The sequence below is a fragment of the Microbacterium sp. ProA8 genome (genome assembly GCF_039905635.1).
GTDB classification, from domain to species: Bacteria; Actinomycetota; Actinomycetes; order Actinomycetales; family Microbacteriaceae; genus Microbacterium; species Microbacterium chionoecetis.
Genome location: NZ_CP157000.1, coordinates 130,782 through 144,063 on the forward strand (window position 1 = coordinate 130,782; position 13,282 = coordinate 144,063).

Annotated in this window: 12 protein-coding genes; 3 read left to right on the plus strand and 9 right to left on the minus strand. The window is 70.9% G+C overall.

The window, feature by feature from the left end; all coding sequences use genetic code 11:
- Positions 1-7: 7 nt before the first annotated feature.
- Genes kdpC through ABG085_RS00655 form a run of 5 tightly spaced genes read right to left on the minus strand, consistent with a single transcriptional unit; the run spans position 8 to position 4,778 of the window.
- On the minus strand, positions 8-619 hold the full coding sequence (gene kdpC / locus ABG085_RS00635; protein WP_347977526.1) for a potassium-transporting ATPase subunit KdpC: 612 nt from the start codon (positions 617-619) through the stop codon (positions 8-10).
- A 26-nt stretch (positions 620-645) separates the two neighbouring features.
- A complete protein-coding gene (gene kdpB / locus ABG085_RS00640; protein WP_347977527.1) occupies positions 646-2,865 on the minus strand; it encodes a potassium-transporting ATPase subunit KdpB in 2,220 nt (739 codons plus the stop codon).
- 1 nt (position 2,866) lies between these two features.
- The gene (gene kdpA, locus ABG085_RS00645) at positions 2,867-4,549 is read right to left on the minus strand and encodes a potassium-transporting ATPase subunit KdpA (protein WP_347977528.1); all 1,683 of its coding nucleotides are present in this window, start codon (positions 4,547-4,549) and stop codon (positions 2,867-2,869) included.
- Positions 4,549-4,638 (minus strand): K(+)-transporting ATPase subunit F, encoded by a 90-nt coding sequence (gene kdpF, locus ABG085_RS00650; RefSeq protein ID WP_347977529.1) that lies wholly within the window; start codon positions 4,636-4,638, stop codon positions 4,549-4,551. The genes kdpA and kdpF overlap by 1 nt, the downstream gene beginning before the upstream one ends.
- Positions 4,635-4,778, minus strand: coding sequence for a hypothetical protein (locus ABG085_RS00655; RefSeq protein WP_347977530.1), 144 nt, complete (start codon positions 4,776-4,778; stop codon positions 4,635-4,637). Before ABG085_RS00655 ends, kdpF begins: the two co-directional genes overlap by 4 nt.
- A 224-nt stretch (positions 4,779-5,002) precedes the next feature.
- On the opposite strand from ABG085_RS00655, the gene ABG085_RS00660 reads away from it, so the two are divergent.
- Both ABG085_RS00660 and ABG085_RS00665 read left to right on the plus strand, forming a co-directional pair.
- A complete protein-coding gene (locus tag ABG085_RS00660; RefSeq protein ID WP_347977531.1) occupies positions 5,003-5,515 on the plus strand; it encodes a toxin-antitoxin system HicB family antitoxin in 513 nt (170 codons plus the stop codon).
- A 16-nt stretch (positions 5,516-5,531) separates the two neighbouring features.
- Positions 5,532-6,386 (plus strand): hypothetical protein, encoded by an 855-nt coding sequence (locus ABG085_RS00665; protein ID WP_347977532.1) that lies wholly within the window; start codon positions 5,532-5,534, stop codon positions 6,384-6,386.
- 95 nt (positions 6,387-6,481) lie between these two features.
- On the opposite strand, the gene sufU is transcribed toward ABG085_RS00665, so the two are convergent.
- From sufU to ABG085_RS00680, 3 genes are all read right to left on the minus strand, one after another.
- Entirely contained in the window at positions 6,482-6,949 is a 468-nt protein-coding gene (gene sufU / locus ABG085_RS00670; RefSeq protein ID WP_347977533.1) for a Fe-S cluster assembly sulfur transfer protein SufU, read from the minus strand.
- Complete coding sequence (locus tag ABG085_RS00675; RefSeq protein WP_347977534.1) at positions 6,946-8,268, minus strand: SufS family cysteine desulfurase; 1,323 nt, start codon at positions 8,266-8,268, stop codon at positions 6,946-6,948. Before ABG085_RS00675 ends, sufU begins: the two co-directional genes overlap by 4 nt.
- Before the next feature lie 71 nt (positions 8,269-8,339).
- Positions 8,340-10,352, minus strand: a complete 2,013-nt coding sequence (locus tag ABG085_RS00680) for an APC family permease (RefSeq protein ID WP_347979249.1) — start codon at positions 10,350-10,352, stop codon at positions 8,340-8,342.
- Positions 10,353-10,794: 442 nt separating this feature from the next.
- Between ABG085_RS00680 and ABG085_RS00685 the strand changes: the two genes are divergently transcribed.
- Complete coding sequence (locus tag ABG085_RS00685; RefSeq protein ID WP_347977535.1) at positions 10,795-11,856, plus strand: VanZ family protein; 1,062 nt, start codon at positions 10,795-10,797, stop codon at positions 11,854-11,856.
- A gap of 84 nt (positions 11,857-11,940) precedes the next feature.
- Here ABG085_RS00685 and ABG085_RS00690 read toward each other — a convergent pair whose 3' ends face one another.
- Entirely contained in the window at positions 11,941-13,167 is a 1,227-nt protein-coding gene (locus ABG085_RS00690; protein ID WP_347977536.1) for an amidohydrolase, read from the minus strand.
- Between the last annotated feature and the right edge of the window lie 115 nt (positions 13,168-13,282).

Below are 13,282 nucleotides of genomic sequence, written 5' to 3' on the forward strand. Positions count from 1 at the left end.
GTGCCCGTCAGCGGCGCAGGGCGTCGAGCGCGAGGTTGAGCTCGAGCACATTCACGCGGGGCTCACCGAGGTAGCCGAGGTCGCGCTGCTGGATGTGGTGCTCGACCACCGCGCGTACCTCGGACTCATCCACTCCCCGCGCGGCGGCGACGCGCGGCGCCTGCAGCAGGGCGTACGCCGGGCTGATGTGCGGGTCCAGGCCCGAGGCGGATGCGGTGACGGCATCGGCCGGAATCTCGGACACATCGACGCCCTCGAGCTCGGCGATCGCGACCCGGCGCTCCTCGATGGCCGCGATCAGGTCGGGGTTCTCGGGGCCCAGATTGGAGCCGCTCGACGCGCTGCCGTCGTAGCCGTCGCCGGCCGCCGACGGGCGGGACTGGAAGTACTCGGGAAGCGCGTCGCCGTCGGCATCCGTGAACGACTGCCCGATGAGCGCGGAGCCGACCGGCTCGTCGCCGGCGGTCACGACCGAGCCGTTGGCCTGCCAGGGCAGCGCGAGCTGCCCGATGCCGGTGACCAGCAGTGTGTAGCCGACCCCCAGCGCGAGGGTGAACACGAGCATGGCGCGCAGCGCCACGCCCGTCGTGCGAACGGTGGTGCGGGTGATGGTGGACATGTGCGTCTCCTGTCGGGCTCGAAGGCTCAGAAGCCCGGGATGAGGCTCACGACGAGGTCGATGAGCTTGATGCCGAGGAAGGGGGCGATCACGCCGCCCAGGCCGTACACGAGCAGGTTGCGGCTGAGGATCTGCGAGGCGCTCGCCGGGCGGTACTTCACGCCGCGCAACGCCAGCGGGATGAGGACCACGATGACGAGGGCGTTGAAGATGATGGCGCTGGTGACGGCGGATGCCGGCGAGCTGAGCTGCATGACGTTCAGCGCCGCGAGCCCGGGGAAGATCCCCATGAACATCGCGGGGATGATCGCGAAGTACTTGGCGATGTCGTTGGCCAGCGAGAACGTCGTCAGCGCGCCGCGCGTGATGAGCAGCTGCTTGCCGATCCGCACGATGTCGATGAGCTTCGTCGGGTCGGAGTCGAGGTCGACCATGTTGCCGGCCTCCTTCGCTGCCGACGTGCCCGTGTTCATCGCCACCCCGACGTCGGCCTGCGCGAGCGCGGGGGCGTCGTTGGTGCCGTCGCCGGTCATCGCGACGAGGTTGCCGCCCTCCTGCTCGCGCCTGATGAGCGCGAGCTTGTCTTCGGGGGTGGCCTCGGCGAGGTAGTCGTCGACGCCCGCCTCCTTGGCGATGGCCCGCGCGGTCAGCGGGTTGTCGCCGGTGATCATGACGGTGCGGATGCCCATCGAACGCAGCTCGGCGAATCGGGCGCGCAGGCCGTCCTTGACGATGTCCTTCAGGTGCACGACGCCGAGCACCCGCCCGGCGCCGTCGGCCCCGAGCGTCGCGACCACCAGGGGGGTGCCGCCCGACTGCGCGATGGCGTCGGTCTCGCCGATCAGCTGTGCGCGGGTCGCGGGCACGACGGGGGATCCGGATGCCTCCAGCCACGCGAGCACCGCCGAACCGGCGCCCTTGCGCACCTGCGTGCCGTCTGCCAGGTCGACGCCGCTCATGCGGGTCTGCGCGGTGAAGGGCACGCTGGTGGCGTCGTCCGGCGCCGTGACATGGATGCTGCGGACCGCGGCCAGCTCCACGACCGAGACGCCCTCGGGCGTGGGGTCGGCCAGTGACGAGAGCGCCGCAGCGCGGGCGAGCTCCTCGTCGGCGATGCCCGGCATCGTGACGAAGTCCGACGCGCGGCGGTTGCCGTAGGTGATGGTTCCCGTCTTGTCGAGCAGGAGGGTCGTGACGTCGCCGGCCGCCTCGACGGCCCGGCCCGACATCGCGAGCACGTTGCGCTGGACGAGACGGTCCATGCCGGCGATGCCGATCGCCGACAGCAGCGCGCCGATCGTGGTGGGGATGAGGCACACCAGCAGCGCGACGAGCACCGGGATGCTGACGGGCGCCGCCGCGTACGACGCGATCGGGTTGAGCGTGAGCACCACGATCACGAACACGATCGACAGGCTCGCGAGCAGGATGTTCAGCGCGATCTCGTTGGGCGTCTTCTGGCGGCTGGCGCCCTCGACGAGGGCGATCATGCGGTCGACGAACGTCTCGCCGGGCTTCGAGGTGATGCGCACGACGATCCGGTCCGACAGCACCCGGGTGCCGCCGGTGACGGCGCTGCGGTCACCACCGGACTCGCGCACGACCGGTGCGGACTCGCCGGTGATGGCCGATTCATCGACCGTGGCGATGCCGTGCACGATGTCGCCGTCACCCGGGATCAGCTCTCCGCCCGTCACGATGACGATGTCGCCGAGCGTCAGGTCGGAGGACGCGGCTTCGACGGTCTCGGCGCGGTCGGCTGCGGCATCCGTCTTCGCATCGTAGGCCAGCACCCGGCGCGCCATGGTGGAGGTGCGGGTCTTGCGCAGCGTCGCCGCCTGCGCCTTGCCGCGCCCCTCTGCCACGGACTCGGCGAGGTTCGCGAACAGCACGGTGAGCCACAGCCACACCGCGATGCCCCAGGTGAATCCGAAGGGAACCGCGGTGCCGCCCGAGGACTCGGGACCTCCGAGGAACGGCTCGGCGATCGCGATCACGGTCGTCAGGGCCGCACCGACCCACACCAGGAACATGACGGGGTTGCGCCACAGCGCGGCCGGGTTCAGCTTGCGCAGCGCACCCGGCAGGGCGGCCCACAGCTGCGCCGAGTCGAAGGCGCGAGAGGTTTGCGGGCGTTTCGTCTCGGCCGCTCCGCTCGCTCGCTCAACGACCGGCGTCTCGGTCGTTGAGCGAGCGAAGCGAGACGAAACGTGCTCGGGGGCGGTGGGGGACTGTGTTTCGGACATTTCAGACGAGCCCTTCCGCCAGGGGACCCAGCGTGAGAACGGGGAAGTAGGTGAGCGCGGTGATGACGACCGCGACGACGGCCAGGAGGCCGACGAACTGCGGACGATCGGTGGGGAGCGTGCCCATGGTGGAGGGCACGGACTTCTGGGCGGCGAGCGAGCCGGCCAGCGCCAGCACCAGCACGATCGGGATGAAGCGGCCGAGCAGCATCGCGACGCCGAGCGCGGTGTTCAGCCACGGTGTGTTCGCAGTGAGCCCCGCGAAGGCCGACCCGTTGTTGTTGGCCGCCGAGGTGAAGGCGTAGAGCACCTCACCGAGGCCGTGCACGCCCGGGTTCCAGATCGACGTCGACTCGACGTCGTCGCGGATGCCGGGGACGGCGAAGCTCAGCGCGGTGCCGGCCAGCACGAGCGTCGGCGTGACCAGGATGTACAGGCTCGCGAGCTTGATCTGGGTCGGGCCGATCTTCTTGCCGAGATACTCGGGCGTGCGTCCGACCAGCAGCCCGCCGACGAACACGGCGATCACCGCGAGCACGAGCATGCCGTAGAGGCCCGATCCGACGCCGCCCGGGGCGACCTCGCCGAGCATCATGTTGATCATCGGGATCATGCCGCCCAGCGCCGTGTACGAGTCGTGCATCGAGTTGACGGCGCCGGTGCTGGTGAGCGTGGTCGCGCCCGCGAACAGCGTCGAGCCGAAGATGCCGTAACGCACCTCCTTGCCCTCCATCGCCGAGCCCGCGAGCTGAGGCGCGGTGCCGAGGCCCAGCGACTCGATCCAGGTCAGCGCGGCGATCGACACGACCGCGATCGAGCCCATGGCGGCGAGGATCGCGTAGCCCTGTCGGTTGTCGCCCACCATGCGGCCGAAGGCGCGCGGAAGAGCGACCGGAATCGCCAGGAGCAGCAGGATCTCGAGCACGCTCGACCAGGGAGTGGGGTTCTCGAACGGGTGCGCGGAGTTGGCGTTGAAGAAGCCGCCGCCGTTCGTGCCGAGCTCCTTGATCGCCTCCTGTGACGCGACCGGTCCGCCGGGGATCAGCTGCGTTCCGCCGCTGATCGTTCCCACCTCGGTGAAGCCGTTGAAGTTCTGGACCACTCCCGCGATCATCAGCGCGATCGCCGAGAGCAATGCCAGCGGCAGCAGCAGCCGGGTGACGCCGCGCGTGAGGTCGACCCAGAAGTTGCCGATGGTGGCCGATCCGCGCCGCGAGAACCCGCGTACGAGCGCGATCGCGACCGAGATGCCGACGGCGGCCGACACGAAGTTCTGCACCGCCAGACCGGCGAGCTGCACCGTGTACCCCAGCGTCAGCTCGGGGGAGTACGACTGCCAGTTCGTATTGGTGACGAACGACACCGCGGTGTTGAAGGCGAGACCCTCGGGCACGGCGGGCAGCTCCAGCGAGTACGGCAGCACGGCCTGGAAGCGCTGCAGCGCGTACACGAACAGCACCCCCACGGCCGAGAAGGCCAGGACGCCGCGGACGTAGGCCTGCCACGTCTGCTCCGACCCCGGGTCCACGCCCATCAGTCGATACGCGCCGCGCTCGACGCGCCAGTTCCTGTCAGTGGTGTAGATGCGCGCGATCCCGTCGCCCAGCGGGCGGTACAGGAGCGCGAGGATGAGGAAGACCGTGGCGATCTGAAGGATGCCGGTCCACACGGTGGCAGCGTCCATCAGAACCTCTCGGGCTTCACGAGGGCGACCACGAGGTAGACGATCGCGGCGACGCCGAGGGCGGCGCCGATGAGCGAGAAGACGATCATCGGCTGCCCTCCTCGCCGCGCATCGCGTCGTGCGGAGCCGTGGCGCGGCCACGGGCCGCCAGTTTCTCGGCGCCCCGGGCGATCACCCACACGAGGGCGAAGAGCGCGAGCGTCAGGGCGAGGTAGATGACATCCAGCACAGGGACTCCCGGAGGGTGCGGTCCGCGCGGCGGACCGTGCGGTCGCCCACCGTGCGGCGGGCGTGGACTCGATGCAACTCCCGAGCGGATGCCGCAGCCGCCGTCCTCACGGAATCCGAACGCCGCGCGTCCTGACGCTCACGGTCCCCACACGGTCGCGGCCTTCGGCCGCTCCGCTGGAATCCGGCGTTGACGTGACGCCATTGTGATGTCAATCTGACGTCATGCAGATCACCGTCCATGTCGAGGAGCTCCAGCGACAGCTCGCGGCGGCGGCCGCCGCCGGCGGGACCGAGGCCGCCGAGGTCGCCGGGCGCCTGGCCGCCGCGCTCGAGCCTGCCGCGCGGCTGGCGATCCTCGAGGCGCTGTCGGAGGCGGCGGGCGAGATCACGCGCGAGCTCGCGCCCGGCTCCGTCGACGTGCGCCTGCGCGGTCGCGAGGTCGACTTCGTCGTGTCGCGCCCCGGTGCTGAGATCAGTGCGACGGCAGCGAATGCCAGCGGGCCGGTCTCCATCGCCTCGGCGTCGGCTGCGGCATCCGCCGACGACGCCGACGACGCCACCGCCCGCACGACGCTCCGGCTGCCGGACTCGCTCAAGGTGCGCGCCGAGGCCGCAGCCGCGGCGGAAGGGCTGTCGCTCAACACCTGGCTCGTGCGCGCCGTGACGGCCGCGCTCGATCCTGCGGCGGACGCCCCGGCACGCACGAGCGCGTCCTACACCGGCTGGGTGCGCTGATAGGGGGCGTGCGCTGATGACGACGTTTCCGGTCTCGGGTCCGGCCGCCGTGCGCATCGAGCTGCAGATGGGGCGCATCGACGTCGTCGCCGAGCAGCGCCGCGACCTCGCGGTCGACGTCGGTCCGGCCAACCCGCATCGCAACGGCGACCGCAGCGCCGCCGACGCCGTGCGGGTGATCCACTCCGGCTCCGACCTGCGCATCGTCGGCCCCGTGCGGTTCACCCTGTTCGGCTCAGGTGATTCGGTCGACGTCTCGGTGCGTGTGCCGACCGGCTCCGACGTGTCGCTGGCGCTCAAGTACGGGTCGATCCGCGTCGCAGGAGCGGTCGGCACCGCTCGCATCGCTCTCGACTACGGCGACGCCACCCTCGAGCGCACCGGCCGGGCCGACCTCGGTCTCGGACACGGCGAGCTGCGGGTCGAGCACGTGCGCGGCGACGCCGATGTGAGCATCAGCTCCGGGCGTGCGCGCATCGGCATCGTCGACGGCGCGCTGAGGCTGAAGGGATCGGATGCCGGCATCGACGTCGGCTCCGTCTCGGGCGTCGCCGACATCGCGACGTCGAGCGGTGTCGTCCACCTCGGCGATCCCGGCCCGGCGCTCACCGTCCGCTCGGCCTACGGACCAGTGCGGATCGGCGATCTCAACGGCGGCACGGCACGGGTCGAGGCGTCGTACGGCGCGGTGACGCTCGGCATCCGCTCGGGCACCGCCGTCTGGCTCGACGCGTCCAGCCAGCACGCTGCGGTGCGCAACGAGCTCGCCGCCGCGACCGGCCCGATCGACGGCGAGGCCACGCTGGAGCTCTACGCGCGCACCGGGTACGGCGACATCACCGTGCACCGGACGCACCCGGTCGCCGGCTGACGCTCTCGGTCGCTGAGGGTGTCGAAGGGCGGTTCGACAAGATCAGCGACCGGTAGGAGGGCGCTTCGACAAGCTCAGCGAGCGCGATGTGCGCGTCAGGCGCGGGCGGTGGCGTCCTCGAAGGCGACCCACGCGAGCATGGCGCACTTCACGCGGGCCGTGAACTTCGAGACGCCCGACAGCGCGGCGGCGTCGCCGTACACCTCTTCGTCGAGCGGGATCTCTCCGCGCGAGCGCAGCGCCTCGCGGAAGCCCTCGACGAGAGCGGATGCCTCGGCCCGCGGCATCCGTCCCTCCTCTTCGATCAGCGCGGCGAGCATGGATGCCGACGCCTGCGAGATCGAGCAGCCGGCGCCGTCCCACGTCACCTCGTCGACGGTGGTGCCGTCATCGGACAGGCGGACGCGGAGCGTGATCTCGTCGCCGCAGATCGGGTTGCGCTGGTACGACGTGGCGACCCGGCCGGTCTCGGCGGCGTGGGCTTCGGCGAGGGGCCCCTTGCCGTGCGGACGCTTGGAGTGGTCGAGGATGAGCTCCTGGTACAGCGACTCGAGGCCGTTCATGCGCCGGCTCCGAAGAAGCCACGCACACCCGAGAGCGCGTCGAGGAACACGTCGACGTCGTCGGCGGTGTTGTAGAGCGCCGTCGACGCGCGCACCGACGCCGTGAGGCCGAATCGGCGATGCAGGGGCTGGGCGCAGTGGTGCCCGACGCGCACGGCCACGCCGCGGGCATCGAGGAACTGCCCGACGTCGTGCGCGTGCACGCCGTCGACATCGAACGACCAGAGGCCCACGCGCTCCGCGCCCTCCCTGGTTGCTGAGCCTGTCGAAGCGTCGCCGAGCAGGCGGATGCCGGGGATCGATCGCAGCCCCTCGCCCATGCGGGCCTCGAGCGCCTTCTCGTGCGCGTGGACCGCGCTCATGCCGACGCCGTCGAGATAGCGGACCGCGGCCGCCAGGCCGATCGCCTGCGACACGGGCTGGGTGCCGGCCTCGAACCGCTGCGGCGGCGGCAGGTACGAGGCTTCGTCGAGCGTCACCGTCGTGATCATCGAGCCGCCGGTGAGGAACGGCGGCAGCGCCTCGAGCACGTCGGCACGGCCGTAAAGGCCTCCGACGCCGTACGGCCCGAGCATCTTGTGACCCGAGAACACGGCGAGGTCGACCCCGAGGCTCGGGAGGTCGAGGGGCAGATGCGGCGCGGACTGGCAGGCGTCGAGCACGGTCACCGCGCCGACGGACTGCGCCAGGACGACGAGCTCGGCCACCGGGTTCACGATGCCCAGCACGTTCGAGACGTGCGTGAACGCGACGACGCGCGTGCGCTCGCCGATGACGTCGGCTGCGGCATCCATGTCCAGCGTCCCGTCGTCGTGAACGGGGATGTGGCGCAGGACGGCGCCGGTGCGGGCGGCGAGCTCCTGCCACGGGATGAGGTTCGCGTGGTGCTCGGTCTCGGTCACCACGATCTCGTCGCCGGGATGCAGCGCGAAGCGGGTGGATGCCGGGGCTCCGCGCCCGATCGACGCGTTGCCGATCGCGTAGGCGACGAGGTTGAGTCCGGCGGTGGCGCCGCTCGTCCACACCAGCTGCTCGGGCGGTGCACCGACGAATCCGGCGACGGTGGCGCGTGCGTCCTCGAAGAGCTCGGTCGCCTCGGCGGCGAGGGTGTGCGCGCCGCGGTGGACGGCGGAGTTCGCGCGAGTGAGGAAGTCGACCTCGGCGTCGATGACCGCCTGCGGCTTCTGGCTCGTCGCGCCCGAGTCGAGGTAGACCAGGCGCTCGCCGTTGACACGCTCGCCGAGGATCGGGAAGTCCGCGCGGAGCGCCGCGGCGTCCGGGAGCACGGCCGGCGAGGGGGCAGAAGCGGGAGGGGTCACCCTTCAAGGCTACGCGGGATGCCGCCGCCCGGCGCGGGCCCGCATGACATCGTCGCGTGCGACGCTCGCGGTCATCGCTGCGCCGGAACCGGCGGCTCGGTGCTGTCCGCCTTCTCGGGCGGCCCGGCCGGGCGGATGACCCGCCGGCCTCCGCGATGGACCTCGAGCTCCGACATCCGTCCCCCACGGTCGTCGCCGGGAAGCGCCCGGGAGCGGCGGCCGTAGATCAGCTCCGAGGAGTCCAGCAGCCACGGCACCAGCGTGATCGAGACGCCGTGCACAAGCATGAGCTGCTGCGCGATGCGGCGCGCGCGGCGGTTGTGCAGGAGCGACTCCCACCAGTGACCGACGATGTACTGCGGCAGGTAGACGGTGATCACCGCCGAGCCGTTCTGCTCCCGGTACGCCTTGACGAACTCGGCGATCGGGCTGGCGTAGGTGCGGTACGGCGACTCGATGATCTTCAGCGGGATCGGCATGCGGTGCGCGCGCCATTCGGCCTCGAGGGCCGCGGCATCCTCCTTCGTCACCGAGATGTGCACCGCGAACGTCTTGTCGTGCTTGGCGGCCAGGGCGTAGTCGACCGCCTTCACGACCGGCTTCTGCAGCTTGTTGACGAGGATCAGGGCGACGTCGCCGGTCGAGCCGAAGTGGATCCGGTCGTCCATCGCGATCTCGTGATCGACGTCGCGGTAGTAGCGGTGCACGCCGATCATGAGGAACGACAGCACGGGGATGGCGAGGAAGATGAGCCAGGCGCCGTGCGTGAACTTCGTGATGGTGACGATGATGAGCACGGATGCCGTCATCGTGGCGCCGAGCGAATTGATGAAGAGGCCCTTGCGCAGGCCGAACATCTCGGCGCGGACGGCCTTGCTGTCGCGCTGTTCGGCCGGGAGCAGGCGGATGGCGCGCAGTCCTCGCGTCCAGTGCCGGATCATGCCGATCTGACCGAGCGTGAACGAGACGAAGACGCCGATGATGTACAGCTGGATGAGGTTCGTCAGATTCGCCTGGTAGACGATGAGCACGCCGATCGCGACCAGACCCAGGATGATCATGCCGTTGGAGTACACCAGGCGGTCGCCGCGGGTGTTGAGGGCCTTCGGCGCGTAGCCGTCGCGGGCGAGCACAGAGCCCAGCAGCGGGAACCCGTTGAAGGCCGTGTTCGCCGCGAGCAGCAAGACGATCGCGGTCGCCGCCTGGATCACGAAGAACGGGATCGAGTTCATGCCGAAGACGGCCGACGACACCTGCGCCATGAGGCTCGGCTGCGGGTTCGCGCAGTCGAAGCCGATGAGGTCGCAGGGGTTCTCGGCGTAGTGCACGCCCGCCATGAGCGCGATGGCGGTGAGGCCGGAGAAGAGCAGGATCGCGATCCCGCCCATGAGCGCGAGCGTGGTCTGCGCGTTGCGCACCTTCGGCTGGCGGAAGGCCGGCACGCCGTTCGAGACCGCCTCGACGCCCGTCAGCGCCGAGCAGCCGCTCGAGAACGCCCGCAGCACCAGCAGCATGACGGCCGCCTGTGTGAGATCCTGCGTCTCGACCGCGTAGTGCGCGCTCGACGCCACCGGCGGGTCGCCCATCACGACCTGGAACAGTCCGACGACGATCATGACGGCGACCGACCCGATGAAGACGTACGTCGGGATCGCGAACGCCCGCGAGGCCTCGCGGACGCCGCGCAGGTTCATGACGACGATGAGGATGACGAAGCCCACGGCCAGCTCGACGCGGAACGGATCGAGCCCCGGCAGCGCCGAGATGATGTTGTCGACGCCGGAGGCGACCGAGACCGCCACGGTGAGGGCGTAGTCGACGGCGAGAGCCGAGGCCACGACCACGCCGGGGATCTCGCCCAGGTTCTTGCGGGCGACCTCGTAGTCGCCGCCGCCGGACGGGTAGGCCCTGATGAGCTGTCGGTAGCTGATCACCACGACGGTGAGGAGCACCACCACCGCGGCCGCGATCCACGGGGCGAAGGCGAGGAACGCGAGGCCACCGGTCAGCAGGATGAGGAGGAGCTCCTGGGGCGCGTACGCGACGGACGACAGCGCGTCGGAGGCGAAGATCGGCAGCGCCATCTTCTTCGGGAGCAGGTGCTCGTCGGTGTCGGTGGACGCCAGCGGATCGCCGAGGATCAGGCGTTTGGCCTTCGGCGCCTCGTCGACCGACGGCTCGCGGCTTTCGTTCGTCACGGCCGGTAAGGCTACGCGCGAGGACTTCGTGAGGACGCATCCAGACAGCGATCCTCACGGAATCCATGCACCGCCCCTGCGCCCGGTCGTTGAGCGAGCGAGGAGCGCGGTCGTTGAGCGAGCTCGCGAGTCGAAACGCAGAGACGAAACGCCCCGATGCGGTCGCGACCACGGGCCGCGGCATCCCCTGGGACACTCGAAGCATGCAGGACCGGGTCATCCTCGCCGTCCTCGCGCCCGGTCGTTGAGCGAGCGAGGAACGAGCGAGACGAAACGCCCCGATGCGGTCGCGACCACGGGCCGCGGCATCCCCTGGGACACTCGAAGCATGCAGGACCGGGTCATCCTCGCCGTCCTCGCGATCACCCTCGGGGTGGTCGTCGCGGTGCTGGTGTTCGTGCCGTTCGTCGCGCTCAGCTTCCGTCGCCGCGGCGGCTTCGGCGTGCGACGGTTCCTGCTCTGGGGTGCGGCGCTCGTCGCCGTGATGGCGATCTGGACCTACACGCTGCTGCCGCTGCCCGATCCCGACGCGATCCGCTGCGCGGGCGTCAACGTCGACGTGACCGCGCTCGCCGACGACGTGCGCGGTGCCATCGCCCGCAGGGGGAGCGCGGCGGCCGGCGATCCCGCCGTGACGCAGCTGCTGCTGAACGTGCTGCTGTTCGTGCCACTCGGGTTCTTCATCCGTGTGCTGGGCGGGCGCGGCGTCGTCACGGCCCTCGTGGTGGGCGCCGCGCTGTCGGCGTTCATCGAGGTGACGCAGCTCACGGGGGTCTGGGGCCTCTACCCGTGCGCGTACCGGGTGTTCGACGTCGATGATCTGCTCACGAACACGTTGGGAGCGGTCCTCGGTTCGCTGCTCGGGCTGGTCGTGCCGCGGCGTCTTCGCGGCTCGCCGCGGCTTCCCGGCGCCGACGAGCCGCGGCCGGTGACGCGGGGCCGGCGGCTGCTCGGCATCCTGTGCGATGCCCTCGCCGCCTGGGTGCTCGGCCTCGCCGTCATCGTCATGGTGCAGGTCTCGCTGTACCTGCTCGGCGCGGAGTCTGCTGTGCAGGACGGCTCGGCCGCGACCGTGGTGGGCAGCGTCGTGCCGATCGTCCTGTGGCTCGTCGTCACGCTGGCGACGGGCCGCACCATCGGCGACCACGCCGTGGAGCTGCGCTTCGCCGGAGGGCCGCTGCCCGTCGGCCTCGCCCGCGCGCTGCGCTTCGTCGGCGGCATCGGCGGCTGGATGGTGCTCAACTCGCTCCCCGGCGCGTGGGCGTTCGTCGCCGGGGTGTTCGCGGTTCTGTCGGTCGTGCTCCTGCTCGTGACCCCTGACGGTCGCGGACTGCCGGGGCTCGCGTCCGGTCAGCGCGTGGTCGACGCGCGCGTGCCGGAGGATCGCTGAAGACCGGATGCCGGCGGCCGGCGCCACGGCGGGCACGCGAACGAGATGCGAAGCCCCTGACGCGGGCCGCGGCATCCGTCGTGTTCAGGCGGTGGGCTTTCCCAGGAACTCGCGTGCGGCGACCACGAGCGCGTCGACGCCGCGGCTCAGCGTGGGCTGCAGCACCGGCGCGAAGAAGGGGGAGTGGTTGGTGGGGATGTCGCGCTCCAGGGTGCCCGCGGCGGACGCCTCGGCGAACTTCGCGGGATCGACACCGCCCCAGAACCAGAACACCAACGGGACGCCGGCCTCGCGGGCGAACCACGACACGTCCTCGCTGCCGGTGAACATGCCGGGGTCGATGACCGTGCCGTCGCCGAACGCGGCGTCGAAGGCGGTGGTGAGGCGCTCGGTCGCGGCGACGTCGTTGATCGTCGGCGGCAGCGTGTGGTCGGTGACGATCACCGGGGGCTGCTCGGCGCCGGACGCCTGCGCCTCGGCGCGCACGATGCGCTCGACCTTCTCGAGCACGCGGGCACGGGCCTCGTCGTCGGGGTAGCGCAGGCTCAGCTCGAGCTTCGCCTCGGCGGGGATGATGTTGTTCTTGAGGCCGGCGTGGATGGAGCCGACGGTGACGACCGCGACGTCGCGGGGGTCGACCTCGCGCGACACGATGGTCTGCAGGCGCATGACGGTGGCCGCCGCCATCACGACCGGGTCGATGGTCGCCTGGGGCCGCGAGCCGTGGCCGCCGCGACCCAGCAGGGTGACGGTGAGACCATCGGATGCCGCCATCTGGGTGCCGCTGCGCACGCCGATGGTTCCCGCGGGCAGCGGCGTGACGTGCTGACCGAGCACGATGTCGGGCTTCGGGAAGCGGTCGAGCACGCCGTCGGCGATCATCGCCTGCGAGCCGGCGCCGTACTCCTCGGCGGGCTGGAAGACGGCGACGATCGTGCCCGACCACTCGTCCTTCGTGGCGACCAGCCGCTCGAGCGCGCCGAGCAGGGCGGTGACGTGCATGTCGTGGCCGCACGCGTGCATCACCGGCACGTCGTTGCCGGACGGGTCGGTGCCGCGGGCGGTGCTGGCGTACTCGAGGCCCGTCTGCTCGGGTACGGGCAGTGCATCCATGTCGGCGCGCAGCCACACGACCGGGCCCTCGCCGTTGCGGATAACGGACGCGACGCCGGTCTTGCCGATGCCCTCTTCGAACTCGATCCCCAGCTCGGTGAGGCGCTGCGTGATCACGCCCGCGGTGCGGGTCTCCTGGAAGGACAGCTCCGGATGCCGGTGCAGATCGATGTAGAGCGCTTCGAGGTCGAGGGTCATGGGCACGAGCCTATCCGCGGGCGTTCCCGGTCGTTGAGCGCGCGAGGCGAGAGGCCTGGGGCGAGGCCCATCCCGGTCGTTGAGCCAGCGAGGAACGAGCGAGACGAAACGCCCC

What these genes read in the sequence shown, in the direction of transcription:
- kdpC (WP_347977526.1), bottom strand. Translation starts at nt 619, where the DNA reads ATGTCCACCATCACCCGCACCACCGTTCGCACGACGGGCGTGGCGCTG.
- kdpB (WP_347977527.1), bottom strand. Translation starts at nt 2,865, where the DNA reads ATGTCCGAAACACAGTCCCCCACCGCCCCCGAGCACGTTTCGTCTCGC.
- kdpA (WP_347977528.1), bottom strand. Translation starts at nt 4,549, where the DNA reads ATGGACGCTGCCACCGTGTGGACCGGCATCCTTCAGATCGCCACGGTC.
- kdpF (WP_347977529.1), bottom strand. Translation starts at nt 4,638, where the DNA reads ATGATCGTCTTCTCGCTCATCGGCGCCGCCCTCGGCGTCGCCGCGATC.
- ABG085_RS00660 (WP_347977531.1), top strand. Translation starts at nt 5,003, where the DNA reads ATGCAGATCACCGTCCATGTCGAGGAGCTCCAGCGACAGCTCGCGGCG.
- ABG085_RS00665 (WP_347977532.1), top strand. Translation starts at nt 5,532, where the DNA reads ATGACGACGTTTCCGGTCTCGGGTCCGGCCGCCGTGCGCATCGAGCTG.
- sufU (WP_347977533.1), bottom strand. Translation starts at nt 6,949, where the DNA reads ATGAACGGCCTCGAGTCGCTGTACCAGGAGCTCATCCTCGACCACTCC.
- ABG085_RS00680 (WP_347979249.1), bottom strand. Translation starts at nt 10,352, where the DNA reads ATGGCGCTGCCGATCTTCGCCTCCGACGCGCTGTCGTCCGTCGCGTAC.
- ABG085_RS00685 (WP_347977535.1), top strand. Translation starts at nt 10,795, where the DNA reads ATGCAGGACCGGGTCATCCTCGCCGTCCTCGCGATCACCCTCGGGGTG.
- ABG085_RS00690 (WP_347977536.1), bottom strand. Translation starts at nt 13,167, where the DNA reads ATGACCCTCGACCTCGAAGCGCTCTACATCGATCTGCACCGGCATCCG.